Here is a 15412-nt window from a genome sequence, read left to right on the forward strand (position 1 = left end):
GGTTTTAAAATATTTTGGTATAATTGAGGTTATATTACCATGAATTTAAACAGACAACAACTATCATTGCTTATTACGTTTCTTAGCATGGCTATAGTGGTCCTGGTATTGTTCAGTATTCATTTAGGAGGCAAGGAAGAAAGGCATGATGACTATGTTGTTGAAATGGTGATGGACGAGGAAATTTTTGAAAAATTACTGGAGGAAGAAGAAACCAAGGAAGAGCAGGCCAATATAGATCCAATTAAAAGTCATTTGGCCTATAACGAAACGGCCAAACCTAGTTATGGTAATCCCGAGCCCTTAAAAACATTGGACGAAATTTTACAGGAGCGCAGTGAAATGGAAGAAAGCGCTACAACGGACAATGCAACTGACGATCAAGGTTATGCTGAACGAATAAAGGCTTTGGCCAAAAAAAGGGAAGAAAAACGACAACTTCTTGGTGAAAAGGAAGCCCAAAAAAAGGAATTTACCAATAACCTCGCCGCGCGTAGGACTTCCGTTTCCTATTCATTGCTTAACAGAACCAATTATAGGTTGCCTCCCCCAATCTATACATGTATTGAAGGTGGTAAAGTAGTCATCAATATAGTGGTAAACGAATTGGGTTATGTTACGGATGCGGACTTTAACGAACGTAGTTCCGGCACCTCTAATGGTTGCCTTGTGGAAAATGCAATAGCCTATGCTTTAAAATCCCGTTTCAACTCATCTGATAAGAAATCTCAAAAAGGTTCTATTACCTATTTATTTCAAGGGAAGTAACCTTAATAAATCCTCTAGAATACTCTGCCCTTTATCCTTATTATAAAATAGCTGTAGATCCTGCTTGAACTCGGGCGTAAGCTTGCCATGCGTACTCTTATACTTTTCTACCATTACCGTGGCCTTCATAGATCGTGGCCCCCATGTTGCCACTGGGACACCACTATTTTGATCAATAGCAACTAATTTAGGAATAGACCTTGTTCCATTTGTCAAAAAACGGTCCATGATCGCCAAATTCTTATCACGTAAAATTATAGTCAACGAAACTTTAGGATTGATTTCCGTTATCTTATGCATTACCGGCAGTGCGGGGGAAGCATCTCCGCACCAACTTTCCGTCAATACTAACCAAGAAACAGGTTGAACTACAGATTTGATTTTGGCAATATCTTCATCACTGAACCTTAAGGTTTTGTCCCACCTCCTCATTCGGCTATCGTTCAACCGGGTATACTGCACAAAAGCTTCCGTTTGCTCGGGGCCCGTAGTAGCACCCTTTTTCGCCAAGCTGGCCACCAAGGCCCTGTATGCACCATACGTGTACCCGCTAACCAAACTTTTTTCAATTAAATCCTCTACGGCAAGCTCCATATTATCCTTGTTCAATACATTAATCGTAGACATTAGTAGCCAACACCACCCAATACTTACAAATTTTCCGGATTCACCGCCAAGCTATTGAACAATTTGGCCTTTGCCGTAAAATATTTATTCTCTACTAGATTTTGTTTTAAGACGGCATCAATCAATTTTGTCTCTCTTGAATTAATCAAGAACAATGAACTTTCACCAAAACTGAACTTACGTTCCTCCGCTGCCAAAAGTGCCTGATAACTTGCCACAATATCCTCTATTAAGCTGTTTTGTTTCTCAAAAGATTCCAGTTCATTATAGATAGCCACTATTTTGTTCTGTATTTGTACTTGGGCATTATCAAACTCAAACTGGGCATCCCTTAGTTTCAGTTTTGCCAATTTTAAATCTCCCCGCTCCTTTCTTAGGAACAAGGGAAGTTCAAAATTTAACCCGCCTTTATAATTCTGTGGCTCCAATGAATTTAGATAATTGGGCGTATCCGTAATAAATTTATATTCTACATCTATCCTAGGCAGCAGCTTATTGGTCTTTAACCGTTTATCCACGGTCAACCCATCTATTTTATAACCTAATGATTTTAACTTGGGATGATTCTCCAGCACAAAACTATCCAACGGTTTTCCTAAAATTTCCAATGCCTGATCTATTTCTACATCCAAGGAGAGATCTGGCAAGACATTTTCCTGAAGTTCCATGGGAATATTCTCTCCCATCCATAGAAAATTTGAGAGTTCCAGTCTGGCATTACGTAAAGTAACCTTAGCCTGTTCAAGTTCTAACGCCCTATTCTGAACGGCAATTTTGGCCTCAACGGTGTCTATTGCGGCAATTTCGCCTGCCAATGCACTTTGATTGATGCCTTTTAGCCTAACCTTAGCATTATCCAAAAAATCATTGAACAACAAACTATTTCTATAGGCCTGAAGCCAGTTAAAATAGGCCAAGGAAGCATCATATAAGATTTGATTGACCAAAATATCCCTATCCGCTTTGGATTGTTCCCTAAAGAACTTTGCTTTTTTTAAGGTGGCCATTCTCTCATTGATCCAGGAACCACGGCCCAAGGACAAGGCTACCCCAGCGCTGTACAAACCATCTTCCGGCACATTACGTTCCGCATTAACGTATTCACCTGTATACTGTTCAAAATCTCCCTTGAGTTCTATACCGTACCATGTAGGCACCTTGAAAGTGGCATTTAGCAAATCATAATACTCCTTACCCTTGAACTCCTTTCCTGAATAATCGACCTCGATTTTTGGATCGAACCCACCTCTGGCCTTCATTAAATTGGCCTGCCCAATATCCAAGGCCATATTTGCTTGTCTTGCTATAGGATGGTATTTTTTGACATAGCCTAAATACTCCCTGAAATTTAGCTGTAGGGAATCCACGTTTTGAGCATTTGCAAAACAACCGGCACAAAAACAAATTATAAGGATAAATAATCTCATCTTTATTTTTTTACAGGTTTGTCCTGGGCACCATTGGGCTGATAATAGTTTGGCGGGAAGCCATTTAACTGCCTCCATAGTTCATACCAAATTGGAACATCTTCCAATAAGGCAATGGTATTGGCTCCGGAACCTACCCTAAGGGCGTTGGGCCAAGGTTGATCGCTCTTATCCGGTGATAACAGCACCCTATACTTTCCATTGGGGTTTATAAAGGTTTCTATAGCTACTACCTCTCCGGCGTACGTACCGTAAGAGGCATTGGGCCAACCACTGAATACGATAGCGGGCCAACCATCAAATTGTATCCTTACTTTTTCTCCCAAATGAATCAACGGCAGGTCAATGGGGTTTACAAATGTCTCTACGGCCATGTCATAATCTGCAGGCATAATGCCAACCAATGGTGCTCCTTCCTTAAATGCCTCACCAATACCCGCTTTTATCACCTGGTTAATATATCCGTTCTGCGGGGCCCTTATATAACGCAGGTCATTTCTCATTTGGTAATTGGTAAAGTCATTTTCCAACTTACTAACCTGTGCCTCAGAGTCAAACTGATTGGACATGGCTGTATACTTATCACTTTGGGCCTTGGATATCTTATCGGTATAGGAGGCCTGTACCCTGTTAATCTCAACCTCTGCATTCAAAATTTCATTCTTAGCGGCCAGTAATTTGTTCTGTTGTGAAATTAGCTTTGCTTGGGTTTCCTGTAACTTCAGCCTTTTTTCCTCCACATCCGTAACCGCTTTCAACCCTTCGCTCTGTAATTGCTCCGTCCTTTCATATTGGCGTTCCGCAATCTTGATATTGGTTTTAGCGGCCTCAAATTCTATACTATCGCTCTGTGCCTTTAACCTTGCCTGCAATAATTTGTTTTTGGCCTGCTCCAATTTTAACTTTCTTTCGTTATACAGGGCGGCAACCTGGTTGTCCAATGCCTTAACCTTATCCCCATAAGAAGTTACGGAAGACGCTTTGGACTTTAACTGTTGCCCGGTACGTTCCACCAAATCAGGATCAAAATACTCCGATTTAATTTCAGATATAAAAAGTATAGTATCTCCCTTGCTTACATAATCTCCTTCCCTTACAAACCATTTTTCTATTCTGCCCGGTATAGGGGACTGTATGGTCTGCGGCCTTTGCCCAGGCTCTAAGGTGGTTAGATACCCTCTGGCATTAATGGTCTGTGTCCAAGGCAAGAACAGTACAATGATACCAATGACCGCAAATGCGAACAAAAAACGATTAAAATGCTTGTAATGCCTATAATGAAAGACTTTTTGGGCAGATTTAAAATGGTCCAAAGAAACCTTTTTATTAAGTTTTTTATGAGATATATTCAACATATGTGCTTACAATTCGTTAATTATTTTTCCTTTTTCCATCGTAATTACACGAGAACATGTATTGATCCATTTATCATTTTCACTGACCACCACCAATGCCCAACCATTGACAGGATCGCTTAAAAATTTCAAGATTTTATCAGCTTCATCAATATTGAATTGTTCCAAAGGATCTTTTAATAGCAATAGTTTGGGTTTTCTCACGATACTTCTTGCCAAAACTATTTTTTTGGATACCGTATGGGGTATCTGTTTGCCCTCAGGATAAATTATGGTATTCAATCCTTTTGCCTGGCTCTTAACAAAATCGGTCAAGCCAACTTTGTCCAAAGCCCAATATACCTGCTCATTAGTGATATCCTTGTCCCCAAAAGTTATGTTATTCAAAATGGTCCCTTCAAAAGGAGATTCTTCCAACAATGATTGGCCTAGCTTGGAGCGGTAATAATTTAAGTTCATACCCCTTAGGGAAACGCCGTTTACATACACTCCACCGCTATCCGGTTCTAAAATTCCTGCTATGATCCTCAACAACGTATTTTTTCCCGAACCGCTGTTACCCCGTAATAAGATGGTACAATTTGGGGTAATGGTCAAGTTAAGGTTTGAAATGATTACCCGTTTGTCATGCGGAACACTATAGGTTATATCATTTAATTCTATGGTCAACGATTCATCATCGGTAAAGGGTTTTTCACCATCTTGAGGCTCTAGCTCCTTATCTACCACCTGGCCCATTTTTTCCAAGGAGGTCAATAGGTCATAAAAAGTTTCCAGACCCAAAATCAATTTTTCCACCGAGGTTATCACCAAAAGGATAATAATTTCCGCCGCTACAAATTGTCCAATATTCATTTCTTGGTTTAAAACCAAAAGCCCCCCGATCAATAAAAGTCCAGCCGTTACCAAGACTTTAAAACCGATCATCTGTATAAACTGGAGCACCAATATCCTAAAATGGCTTTCCCTAGCATTGAGATACCCCACAACCAAGGTATCATTCTTTTCCAATGCATGGGATGTTTTACCGGATAGCTTAAAACTAACAATACACCTTGCCACTTCCTGCAACCAATGCACTACCTGGTATTTGCTTTTTGACTCATCTAAACTTGTATCTAACCCTCTTTGTGCGGTAAACTTGAACACGATATAAATAAGCAGTAACAACAGCAAACCATAGGCTATAAAAAATGGATGGTAAAAGGATAGTAGCAACAACCCAAAAACAATCTGCAGTAAGGCAGCCGGGAAATCTATTAAAACTTTGGACAACGACTTTTGAATGGTCAACGTATCAAAAAACCTATTTGCCAATTCCGGTGGATAGTAGTTGTGCAGCTCACTCATTTTAATTTTGGGAAACCTATAGGCAAATTCAAATGAAGAACGGGTGAAGATTTTTTGCTGTACATTTTCAATAATCCGTATCTGCATTAATTGCAATATACCTACGAACGCCACTCCAAGAGTTACCAATATTACCAGTACGATCCACGATGTACTCACCTGGGCACCTTGCAACAAGTTTATAATGGCCTGTATACCCAATGGCAAGGATAGGTTGACAATACCTGCAAATACGGCATAATAAAATACTTGGAATATATCTCGTTTGTCCAGTTTTAAAAGTCCTAGAAAACGCTGCCATGAGGTTAGAAGTTTCTTACTCATTTATTGGTCTATTTAGTGTATTAAAAACTAGATGTGTCAGGTACTCGGCAATAGTTACCTTGTCGTTGCAATCTGTTAATGTAGAGAAATGGTCCTTTAAAAAATGTTGATGTAAAGCACTTTCCAAAAGGGTGCTTGCCAAACTGGAAGGAAACTTATAAGAGTCGTTGACATCTTTGATCATTTCACCAATTCTACCCACCATTCTTTTATATACTGTAAAATATCCTTCCTTATTCTCCTGATCTACCTCTTTGGTCAAATAGGATTTGGAATATTCATTGATCACTATTTCATTTAAAACAACTTCGTTAATATGTGAAAAGGACGAATCCATTTTAACTTCACTGGTTAGAATATTTATTCCCTTTTGTAGCTTTTCCTTAGGATCTTGAATACTATGGGTAGCAAAGACCAAATGATACTCCATCCAACCCCAATACCATGACGTCAGGTATAACAACAGCTTATGTTTATTTTCAAAATAGCGGTATATAGAACTTTCATTGGATCCTATTTCCCTTCCCAATTTTTTAAATGTAAAGCTCTCCCATCCTAATTTGTTAATCATTAGTATGCTGTGCTCAATGATCTTTTTACCAAGCTCTGAAGATTCCGGATCCTTAACATATAACTTATCGTTAATCCTAATCTTGACTCCCTGTAATAATCTTTCCATATCCAAAAAAATAAAACAAACACAAATTTAATAGTATTACTATTATCAAGTAATAGTTTTACAAATTTTAACGATAGTTTTGCTATTCTGTTTAAGGAAATATTATTCGTAATAATTTTAAAGATTTAACAAAAAAGGGCTACTTCTCCTAAACCTCAAAGAGTTAACTACATTTAAAGTATTTTTAAGGACAGTTATATTATATGGAAAAATTAAACAAATGCGGATGGTGTTTAGGTGATGATCTATACGAAGCTTATCATGATAATGAATGGGGATCACCAGTAAAGGACGATGCAACTTTATTTGAGTTCCTGGTGTTGGAAACTTTTCAAGCAGGCTTAAGTTGGATTACAATTTTACGCAAACGAGAAAATTTCAGAAAAGCTTTTGATAATTTTGATTACCAAAAAATTGCACGGTATAAAGAAAAGAAAGTTTTGTCGTTAATGGAAAATGAAGGTATTATACGAAACCGATTAAAGATAAGGTCTACGGTAAGTAATGCAACCAGTTTCATTGCGATCCAAAACGAATTTGGCAGTTTTAGTAATTATATTTGGGGGTTTGTAGACCATAGCCCTATAATAAACAATGTGCTTCATTATAAAGAGGCACCAGCCAATACACCACTATCCGACAAAATTAGCAAAGATTTGAAAAAACGCGGTTTTAAATTTGTTGGCAGCACCGTTATATATGCCTTTATGCAGGCAACCGGAATGGTGAACGATCATGAAATCAATTGTTTTAGATATCACCAAGTTTAACTCTTAATGCAAATTCCTTTGAGCAGATCATTAGTCCTTATATTCGTCTTATTTATTACTTGCTGTTCCGTACTTAGCGCTCAAGAGATATTTGAACGAGAATTTAGAATAATAAAAAGCCAATTTCCGGCACGTTCCCTTTCATTGATCCATCAACATGTGCAAGAAATTAAACGACTAAAGTTTTACCAGGAAATAGACAGTTCTATACCCGTTTATCTTGCAAAATTTAAAAAAGACAAACTTTGGTATGGCGTACAATTTCAAGAAAATGGTGATTTAGAGTTGATACAGATTAAGATAAAGCGTATGGATATCCCCAATGATTCATATTCCCAAATAGATTCATATTTAGACAATATGTTCTCCAAATACAAAATAAAAAGTATACAACAGCAATATCATTCAAATAACGAAGCTTTAGACGTAACTTTTAAAAACGCCTTTCAAAATCTACTATTACCTACGGTACACTATAAATTTATTGTTGCTGGCAAAAAGAATAAGCGCCACGATCAGTATGAATTGTTATTTGATGCAGATGGAAATTTAAGGCAAGAACGCATAGCATTACCGCAGAATTATGACCATGTCCTCTATTAAGGTATTACCATGATTATTTCAACAACTCCATAAATTTTTCCCTGGGAATTTCCTGTGCACCCAAACTGGCCAAATGTGCAGTATATAATTGGCAATCTATGGCTTTATATCCTTTGGCATGTAAATCTTCCGCCAATTTGATAAAGGCAAATTTGGATGCATTGGATGTTATACTGAACATACTCTCCCCACAAAAAATATGACCTAGATCAATACCGTACAGACCACCAACCAGTTCATTTTGCTCCCACACCTCATAGGATGTTGCATAGCCCTTTTCATGCATTGCACAGTAGGCCTTTTTCATATTTTGCGTTATCCAAGTACCATCTTGCCCTTCTCTTTCAATACTAGAACAATGCTCCAAAACTTGTTGAAAACAGGTATTCTTGGTCAATCTAAAACGATTGTCCCTAAGTACCTTACGCATACTTTTGGAAATTTTTACTTTATCCGGATACAAGACCATTCTAGGGTCGGGACTCCACCACAATATGGGCGATTCATCATTGAACCACGGAAATATTCCGTTTGTATAGGCCAATACCAACCGCTCCACGGACAAATCACCACCAACGGCCAAAAGACCTTCGCTATTTGCAGTTTCAACAGGTGGAAATTCTAACCTATCCGTTAAATAGAACAATCTATGTGGACTTTTCACTTATCTGAAATTTATTGTCCTAAAATAAAAAACTTGCCCAACTTATAGCTGAACAAGTTTTATACTTAAACCATTTATAATAATTACCTTTTTAAAAAGGTAGATCGTCATGGTCTTCTTCGTTTAAATTGTCTGCCGGCTCAAAAGCTTCCATTGGAGGTACCGGTGGCATTCCTTCTGGTTGGGATTGTGATACGTTCTCTATTCTCCAACCCTGTATAGAATTGAAATATTTAACCTGGCCCTGAGGGTTGGTCCATTCCCTTCCCCTTAAATTAATACTGACCTTAACATCTTGTCCAACCGCATAGCTATTCAACATGTCACATTTATCCTGTACAAACTCAATCATTATATGTTGCGGGTACTGTTCATCCGTAGTGACGACCAATTCTCTTTTTCTAAACCCATTATTACCAAATGTTTGGGTTTCTCCGATCAATTTTACTTTACCTTCTATTTCCATGTTGAACTCTTTTTACAATAAAGTCCAAAAATACATAAAATGATGCGGTATTAAAACAAGCAAGGACAATAACAACACAACAATTATTTACATTTGGTGTTATCCTTAATATTAGAATACACGTGGATGAACTTTATTCCTAAAAACAAGATTTCCAACATTTTTCTATTGATAGGTTCTTTTGTAGTGGTGAGCCTTATCTTATGGAATACAAACAGTTTTTTTAAACAATTTAAAGAAGAGGAACGCTTAAAAATGGAAATTTGGGCCACTGCGCAATCAGAATTTCTACAATCTTCCGAAACCGTTGATCTAGGTAGTTTACATTTAAAGGTATTTCAAAACAACACCTCTACCCCAATGATCCTTATTAACAAGGATAAATCCATTAGGGTCAATAATTTCCCTCCATCAAAGGTTGATGACTCCCTATATATTCAACGACAGTTAAACAAGTTCAAGAACGAGAACACCCCAATTTCAATAGACCAACAAGGCGAACATTTAGCTACTTTGTATTACGGAAATTCTGAGGTACTCAACAAGTTAAAATTTTACCCTATTGCCCTTCTTTTAATCATATTTCTTTTTGCCGCCGTTATCTATTTTCTTTTCAAAACCAACAAGGCCGCGGAGCAAAATAAACTATGGGCAGGTATGGCCAAGGAAACTGCCCATCAAATAGGTACGCCCCTTTCATCATTGCTAGGATGGAACGAGCTATTGAAAACAGAAGACATTAACCCGAGTATCACCAAGGAAATAGACAAGGATATAGATCGGTTACAAACCATTACAGAACGCTTTTCACAAATAGGATCTTTACCTAAACTTGTTGAAAGTGATATTGTAAAGGAAACAAAGGATGCTTATGATTATTTAAAGAGAAGAAGCTCCAAACTCATTCATTTTAGCTTGCAGACCAAAGTGGAAAAGTTACCCGTTATGCTCAATAGTTCCCTTTATAATTGGACCATAGAGAATTTAGTCAAGAACGGAATAGACGCTATGCGCGGCAAGGGCAGTATTGCCATAGAAATTGTCCCTGAAGGTAAATTTGTGAATATATTGATTGCCGATACCGGTCACGGTATTTCAAAAAGCAACTATAATAGTATCTTTACACCTGGTTTCACTTCTAAAAAAAGAGGATGGGGCCTTGGCCTTTCTTTGGTAAAACGTATTGTGGAAGAATATCATGATGGCAAAATAAAAGTATTGTCATCTGGCAAAGAAGGTACTATAATGCAAATATCGCTTAAAGTATTACATTGATCTATGGCAAAGGAAAAACTGAACATCATAAAGGAGGCAAATCTTAACAATAACTGTCCCGAGTGCTTCAACCAAGATTTGAACCTTACCTTTTTTCAAAAACACACCTATGGCCGTTTTTTTCATAAAATTACGGGAGAACTAAGTCACAAATTGGTATGCAATACCTGTAAGACCACTATTTACCCTATTAGTTGGACAGAGGATATTGAACGTATGTACAATTACTATCAAAAAACTGCTGTGCCTGCCAAAAAATCCTCTAAACCTACACTATTATTTTACAGTCTCTTTTTGGTTATCATAGCACTCATAGCAGGGGTAATCTATCTTTATATCACAGGCGCTATTCAACTTTAGCACCTATGGCCTTGGCAAGATCTGTAAATTCCTTATCACTAAGAGATACCTTGTGCTGAAATGTAATATCCTTCATATTGTTCAAGGGAATTAAATGAACATGTACATGGGGAACCTCTAAACCTATTACGGACATACCCACTCTTTTGCACGCTACGGTTTGCTGCAATGCCTTGCCCACTTTCCTAGAAAAAGCCATTAGGCCTATATATGTCTCTTCATCCAAGTCCAAAATTTTATCCACCTCTTTTTTGGGTATGCAAAGCGTATGCCCTTTGGCATTAGGATTAATGTCCAAAAAAGCTAAAAAATTTTCATCTTCGGCTACCTTAAAACATGGTATTTCACCATTGATGATCTTTGTGAAAATAGTTGGCATCTTTTTTTAATATTTAATTGCACAAAAAAATCCTATCCAGAATGGGATAGGATTAAATATAACAAATTACAATTTCTATGTTCTAGAAATTTCAAGAATTTCAAATTTGATAGCTCCACTGGGCACAACAATTTCTGCAGTATCGCCTACTTTTTTTCCCAAAAGACCCTTACCGATAGGTGAACTTACCGAAATCTTGCCCGCTTTTAGGTCCGCTTCGCTTTCCGCCACCAGTTTATAGGTCATCTCCATTCCGTTATTTTGGTTTTTAAGTTTTACGGTAGACAGCACCAATACCTTAGAAGTATCTAGTTGCGACTCGTCTATTAAACGTGCATTGGCTACCGTATTCTCCAATTTTGAGATTTTCATTTCCAAAAGTCCTTGGGCCTCTTTTGCCGCGTCATATTCTGCGTTCTCGGATAGGTCTCCCTTGTCCCTAGCCTCCGCAATAGCCTGAGATGCCTTTGGGCGTTCTACGTCCCTTAAATGGTTTAGTTCCGCTTTTAGCCTTTTTAACCCTTCGGCAGTATAATAAGATACGTTACTCATAACATCCTCGTTTTATAAATAGACAAATCCTCTGCAAATGCCTTTTATAACGGCTTTTTAAGAGAGGATTTAACACAAATATACATATTTTTTACGCACATTTGCTGAAGTTTTTCAAAACAAAATTACACCATGATCCGATATTTAAGTATTCTATTTCTACTAATTTTTATCTCATGTAGTAATGATGGCACCAATAGAAATCCTTATTTATTGGAGGTAAGTTTTAGGTTCGATGCCAATTTGAACTTACCAGAATATAACCCACTAACAAATATTGGAACTGCTATACCTATATCAAGTAATTTGGCCGGAACAAGGGGTGTTTTTGTCATAAATACAGGTTTTGATCAGTTTAGGGCGTTTGAAGCCAGTTGTCCCAATCATGCACCAAATGATTGTTCTACCATGAGCTTAAACGGCCAAGTAGTTACGTGTTCCTGCGAAGACTATGAATATAGTTTATTTACCGGTCAACTTTTAAACCGGCCGGAAGACGGAAAACGGTATTATGACTTGTTGGAATACCGCGCCTCTTTAACCGGGAATACCGTTGTGATCTCCAATTGATTATTCCTCTAACCTATATTTTTCCATAATACCTTTGAACAATTCACCCGTACTGGGTGGGGTATAACTTATGGCATTGGCCCCTGCCTCTATGGCTTCCAATATTGTTTCATTGGTTTTACCTCCTGTTGCAATTATAGCCACATTGTTATCTATGTCCCGTATCTTTTTAATAATATCAACCGTATTGCCTGCCCCGGACACATTAAAAATATCTACTCCCGCTTTTATCCTACCTTGAATATCCTCTTTTCCGGATACCACGGTGACCGTAACTGGAATATCTATTTTCTCCTTCAATTTTGTTATTAGACTATTTGGCGTTGGTTTATTGAGTACTACTCCCAAAGCGCCTTGGAATTCTGCATGGATAGCCAACTCCAAAGAACGTACACCTGTGGTAATACCGCCACCCACACCACAGAAAATAGGTTTGTCCGCGGCCAAGATCAAAGCATTTGAAATTACGGGCTGTGGGGTAAAAGGATATACCGCTATTATAGCATTGGCATTCGTATTCCTTATAATGGCCACATCTGTACTAAAGAGGAATGATTTAATGGACTGTCCAAAAACCCGTATACCAGAGCATTGGGAAATGACTTCCGGAACAATAACAATATTGTTTCTTAGCTTACTTCCAAATACCGGAACATTACCCTCCATAACCCCTGAATATTAGGGTCCTAAATTAGAGTATTCTTTCTTACCTAATTGATTTACATTAAATATTTAAGACAAATTTACAATGCCGTTTTCTTCATAATATTCCTAGAAATTTATTGTGGCACCAAGAAGGAAATTAGTACCTGCTTGAGGATAATAACCTGCACCTTCTATGGTAGTTGTAGTGCCAGGAACGCTAAAAGTATCGTCATAGGTATAGAAATAACCATTAGACACGTATTTGGCATTGAATACATTATTGACCAAACCAGATAAAACAATACTTTTTAAGAATCCATTACATGTTATGGTATACTGTAAATTCAAATCGCTTTGCGAATAGGCATCCAATATAGAATTATCAGAATCTATGTTCCCCATATACTGCTTTCCTACATATTTGGACAAAAATGAAATGTTCAATTCATTGACCGGGTTATATGAAATAATATTTCCAAAAATGAAGTTAGGAGAAAAGGCAATGTTGGTCTTTCCAAGTTCTTGCAGTACTCCATCCCTTTCAAATACAAAATCTTGGTTCTTATTAGTACTTATTGCCACATTGGGTTTTACTAACAGTTTTTCCCCTAATCCTATATTGGCATCTATTTCTAGTCCTAAACGATAACTCTCCCCTACATTTTCACGTAATGGGGCGCCAACATCGTTTAACTCACCGGTCAAAACCAATTGGTCCCTGTAATTCATATAATAAACGTTAGTGTTGAATTGAACATCTGCGGATATATAACGCCACCCCAATTCAAAATCATTTAAACGTTCCGGTTTTGGATTTCCACTCTCATAATCATTTCTATTAGGCTCCCTATTGGCCACTGCATATGATAAATAAAAATTATTGTTCTTATTAAGATCAAAGATTATCCCTGCCTTTGGATTAAAAAAGTTGAAGGTATCGTCAACCAAACCGGTATCCTCACCATTAGCCTCATAACCAACAGTTCTATATTGCACATCTCCATATAGTGACCATTGCTCGTTTAATTGATAATTTGCCTTTGTATATAGATTAAAATCTGTTTTAGCGGAACTATCATCATAATAACGGTCTTGGTAATTACTATTACTGGCATATCTAGCCCAGATAACCTCCCCAAAATGATCGCCTTCGTATTTATTTAGACCACCACCTATTATTAAATCTAACTTTTCTTTCTTGTAATTCGCAGAAAAAACCGTTCCATAGAAATCATTATCCAACCAACGTCTTCTTATGATATCCGTTTCGGTGATTTCCTCGCCATTGACGGTTATAGGCTCAAAACCATACGTTGCAAAATCATCATCTTCCTTATATTGTTCAAAGTAACCCCTACCCCTTGTATAGTGCAATGCTAAATTAGTACTCCACTCATTGGAAATCTGCTCGTTCCATAATAATTGCGCATGGTCTTGTTTGTAATTATCCACTTCATTATCATGAAATTGAGTGTTTCCGTTTTCATCGGTATATATACCTGAAGGGTTAAAGGTTCTATCTTCCTTTAAGGTTTCGGCATCTATACCGTACCAAGCTTGGTACGTAATTTCATGACCACCAAAAAGCAGTGCTTTGACCAAGGTATTATCATCCTTATAGGCTCCCTGCAAAAAATAGGAGTCTAAATCTGATCTGGCCCTATCGATATAACCGTCCGAGTTAATTTTTGATAGTCGTCCTGAAATTTCAACCTGGTCATTCAACATACCTGTACTAAACTTCAAGTTGTTCCTAAGTGTATTGTAGCTCCCGACAGATGTAGAGATTTGACCATAAGCTTCTTGAGAAAAGCCATCGGTCAATACATTTAAACTTGCCCCAAAAGCGCCGGCACCGTTGGTAGACGTACCAACACCACGCTGTAATTGCAAACTTTCCGTAGAAGAGGCAAAATCTGGCATATTAACCCAAAAGGTCCCTTGGGATTCTGCATCATTATAAGGAACGCCGTTAATGGTAACATTGACCCTGGTGGCATCACTACCCCTAACACGTATACCGGTATAACCTACACCGGCACCTGCATCTGTGGTAGTAACCACTGAGGGTAAAAAATTCATTAGTACAGGAATATCCTGACCTAAATTCCTAGGTTTAATTTCTTCCTTGGTCAAATTTGAAAAAGTTACCGGAGACGATTTGGTTACCCTTAGGGCAGATACAAAGACCTCATCTAAAACAACCTTACTACCTTGTAAAGAATCTATTTCCTGCTCTTGAGCCAGTAAGCCCAAGTTAAAAGTAAAAAATGCGACAATTGTAAAAATAACTGGTTTCATCCGTATATATTCTACGAATAAAAGGGGCTATTATTCTAAAGTTTCTATTGATTTTTGTTGTCTAAATTTTAGTTTTTGACAACGTTTGCACCTAATGGCGATCATCGCCTCCCTTGGCAGCATTACCTGCCCAGGTTCTTTGGGTATAATCTCAGCTTTGGGCCAACATTTGTCAGCTTTGGGCACCCCTTTGAGATGGTACAAATGTAGTACCATAATTTCATCTCTCATAACATAATCATGAAAAATAATGCCTTCATAATTAACACCAATTTAAAACTACGGAAGAGCGTTTAA

The 15412-nt window shown here is 37.7% G+C and carries 17 protein-coding genes; 6 read left to right on the forward strand and 11 right to left on the reverse strand.

The genetic code is table 11. From position 1 onward, the window contains the following. Positions 1-39: 39 nt before the first annotated feature. Positions 40-768, forward strand: coding sequence for a hypothetical protein (locus tag CHB68_RS10695; protein WP_089260874.1), 729 nt, complete (start codon positions 40-42; stop codon positions 766-768). Here the strand turns inward: CHB68_RS10695 and CHB68_RS10700 are convergent. From CHB68_RS10700 to CHB68_RS10720, 5 genes are read right to left on the reverse strand one after another with little or no spacing between them, the layout of a single operon-like run. Further along, the gene (locus CHB68_RS10700; protein WP_089260875.1) at positions 751-1395 is read right to left on the reverse strand and encodes a thioredoxin family protein; all 645 of its coding nucleotides are present in this window, start codon (positions 1393-1395) and stop codon (positions 751-753) included. The genes CHB68_RS10695 and CHB68_RS10700 overlap by 18 nt on opposite strands. Positions 1396-1418: 23 nt before the next feature. Next, entirely contained in the window at positions 1419-2822 is a 1404-nt protein-coding gene (locus CHB68_RS10705; RefSeq protein WP_089260876.1) for a TolC family protein, read from the reverse strand. Between the two features lie 2 nt (positions 2823-2824). After that, positions 2825-4177: an HlyD family secretion protein gene (locus CHB68_RS10710; protein WP_089260877.1), complete on the reverse strand. Its 1353-nt coding sequence runs from the start codon at positions 4175-4177 to the stop codon at positions 2825-2827. Positions 4178-4183: 6 nt separating this feature from the next. Further along, complete coding sequence (locus CHB68_RS10715) at positions 4184-5851, reverse strand: peptidase domain-containing ABC transporter (RefSeq protein WP_089260878.1); 1668 nt, start codon at positions 5849-5851, stop codon at positions 4184-4186. Then, positions 5844-6530, reverse strand: a complete 687-nt coding sequence (locus CHB68_RS10720) for a TetR/AcrR family transcriptional regulator (RefSeq protein ID WP_089260879.1) — start codon at positions 6528-6530, stop codon at positions 5844-5846. The genes CHB68_RS10715 and CHB68_RS10720 overlap by 8 nt, the downstream gene beginning before the upstream one ends. A 203-nt stretch (positions 6531-6733) precedes the next feature. Between CHB68_RS10720 and CHB68_RS10725 the strand changes: the two genes are divergently transcribed. Together CHB68_RS10725 and CHB68_RS10730 are read left to right on the forward strand one after the other, a co-directional pair. Beyond that, positions 6734-7300, forward strand: coding sequence for a DNA-3-methyladenine glycosylase I (locus tag CHB68_RS10725; protein WP_089260880.1), 567 nt, complete (start codon positions 6734-6736; stop codon positions 7298-7300). Positions 7301-7318: 18 nt separating this feature from the next. Continuing rightward, positions 7319-7903, forward strand: a complete 585-nt coding sequence (locus tag CHB68_RS10730; protein ID WP_143815196.1) for a hypothetical protein — start codon at positions 7319-7321, stop codon at positions 7901-7903. A 13-nt stretch (positions 7904-7916) separates the two neighbouring features. Here CHB68_RS10730 and aat read toward each other — a convergent pair whose 3' ends face one another. Both aat and CHB68_RS10740 read right to left on the reverse strand, forming a co-directional pair. Next, complete coding sequence (aat, locus tag CHB68_RS10735; RefSeq protein ID WP_245838913.1) at positions 7917-8567, reverse strand: leucyl/phenylalanyl-tRNA--protein transferase; 651 nt, start codon at positions 8565-8567, stop codon at positions 7917-7919. A gap of 91 nt (positions 8568-8658) precedes the next feature. Continuing rightward, positions 8659-9033: a DUF3127 domain-containing protein gene (locus tag CHB68_RS10740; RefSeq protein ID WP_089260882.1), complete on the reverse strand. Its 375-nt coding sequence runs from the start codon at positions 9031-9033 to the stop codon at positions 8659-8661. Positions 9034-9159: 126 nt separating this feature from the next. Here CHB68_RS10740 and CHB68_RS10745 point away from each other — a divergent pair, with 126 nt between their 5' ends. Both CHB68_RS10745 and CHB68_RS10750 read left to right on the forward strand, forming a co-directional pair. Next, positions 9160-10308 (forward strand): sensor histidine kinase, encoded by a 1149-nt coding sequence (locus CHB68_RS10745; protein WP_089260883.1) that lies wholly within the window; start codon positions 9160-9162, stop codon positions 10306-10308. Between the two features lie 3 nt (positions 10309-10311). Next, complete coding sequence (locus tag CHB68_RS10750; protein WP_089260884.1) at positions 10312-10668, forward strand: hypothetical protein; 357 nt, start codon at positions 10312-10314, stop codon at positions 10666-10668. On the opposite strand, the gene CHB68_RS10755 is transcribed toward CHB68_RS10750, so the two are convergent. Continuing rightward, positions 10655-11047, reverse strand: coding sequence for an HIT family protein (locus tag CHB68_RS10755; protein WP_089260885.1), 393 nt, complete (start codon positions 11045-11047; stop codon positions 10655-10657). The two genes, CHB68_RS10750 and CHB68_RS10755, sit on opposite strands and share 14 nt — an antisense overlap. A 75-nt stretch (positions 11048-11122) precedes the next feature. Beyond that, positions 11123-11599 (reverse strand): transcription elongation factor GreA, encoded by a 477-nt coding sequence (gene greA, locus CHB68_RS10760; protein ID WP_089260886.1) that lies wholly within the window; start codon positions 11597-11599, stop codon positions 11123-11125. Positions 11600-11731: 132 nt separating this feature from the next. Here greA and CHB68_RS10765 point away from each other — a divergent pair, with 132 nt between their 5' ends. Then, positions 11732-12169, forward strand: a complete 438-nt coding sequence (locus CHB68_RS10765) for a Rieske (2Fe-2S) protein (RefSeq protein WP_089260887.1) — start codon at positions 11732-11734, stop codon at positions 12167-12169. Here CHB68_RS10765 and CHB68_RS10770 read toward each other — a convergent pair whose 3' ends face one another. Next, positions 12170-12835: a beta/alpha barrel domain-containing protein gene (locus tag CHB68_RS10770; protein WP_089260888.1), complete on the reverse strand. Its 666-nt coding sequence runs from the start codon at positions 12833-12835 to the stop codon at positions 12170-12172. A 105-nt stretch (positions 12836-12940) separates the two neighbouring features. Next, positions 12941-15115 (reverse strand): TonB-dependent receptor, encoded by a 2175-nt coding sequence (locus CHB68_RS10775; protein WP_089260889.1) that lies wholly within the window; start codon positions 15113-15115, stop codon positions 12941-12943. Between the last annotated feature and the right edge of the window lie 297 nt (positions 15116-15412).

The organism is Maribacter sedimenticola (assembly GCF_900188415.1).
GTDB classification, from domain to species: Bacteria; Bacteroidota; Bacteroidia; order Flavobacteriales; family Flavobacteriaceae; genus Maribacter; species Maribacter sedimenticola.

Coding starts and splice junctions, on each gene's coding strand:
- CHB68_RS10750 (WP_089260884.1), top strand. CDS start 10,312: ATGGCAAAGGAAAAACTGAACATCATAAAGGAGGCAAATCTTAACAAT.
- greA (WP_089260886.1), bottom strand. CDS start 11,599: ATGAGTAACGTATCTTATTATACTGCCGAAGGGTTAAAAAGGCTAAAA.
- CHB68_RS10770 (WP_089260888.1), bottom strand. CDS start 12,835: ATGGAGGGTAATGTTCCGGTATTTGGAAGTAAGCTAAGAAACAATATT.
- CHB68_RS10755 (WP_089260885.1), bottom strand. CDS start 11,047: ATGCCAACTATTTTCACAAAGATCATCAATGGTGAAATACCATGTTTT.
- CHB68_RS10710 (WP_089260877.1), bottom strand. CDS start 4,177: ATGTTGAATATATCTCATAAAAAACTTAATAAAAAGGTTTCTTTGGAC.
- CHB68_RS10745 (WP_089260883.1), top strand. CDS start 9,160: ATGAACTTTATTCCTAAAAACAAGATTTCCAACATTTTTCTATTGATA.
- CHB68_RS10720 (WP_089260879.1), bottom strand. CDS start 6,530: ATGGAAAGATTATTACAGGGAGTCAAGATTAGGATTAACGATAAGTTA.
- CHB68_RS10715 (WP_089260878.1), bottom strand. CDS start 5,851: ATGAGTAAGAAACTTCTAACCTCATGGCAGCGTTTTCTAGGACTTTTA.
- CHB68_RS10700 (WP_089260875.1), bottom strand. CDS start 1,395: ATGTCTACGATTAATGTATTGAACAAGGATAATATGGAGCTTGCCGTA.
- CHB68_RS10775 (WP_089260889.1), bottom strand. CDS start 15,115: ATGAAACCAGTTATTTTTACAATTGTCGCATTTTTTACTTTTAACTTG.
- CHB68_RS10695 (WP_089260874.1), top strand. CDS start 40: ATGAATTTAAACAGACAACAACTATCATTGCTTATTACGTTTCTTAGC.
- CHB68_RS10765 (WP_089260887.1), top strand. CDS start 11,732: ATGATCCGATATTTAAGTATTCTATTTCTACTAATTTTTATCTCATGT.
- CHB68_RS10740 (WP_089260882.1), bottom strand. CDS start 9,033: ATGGAAATAGAAGGTAAAGTAAAATTGATCGGAGAAACCCAAACATTT.
- CHB68_RS10725 (WP_089260880.1), top strand. CDS start 6,734: ATGGAAAAATTAAACAAATGCGGATGGTGTTTAGGTGATGATCTATAC.
- CHB68_RS10705 (WP_089260876.1), bottom strand. CDS start 2,822: ATGAGATTATTTATCCTTATAATTTGTTTTTGTGCCGGTTGTTTTGCA.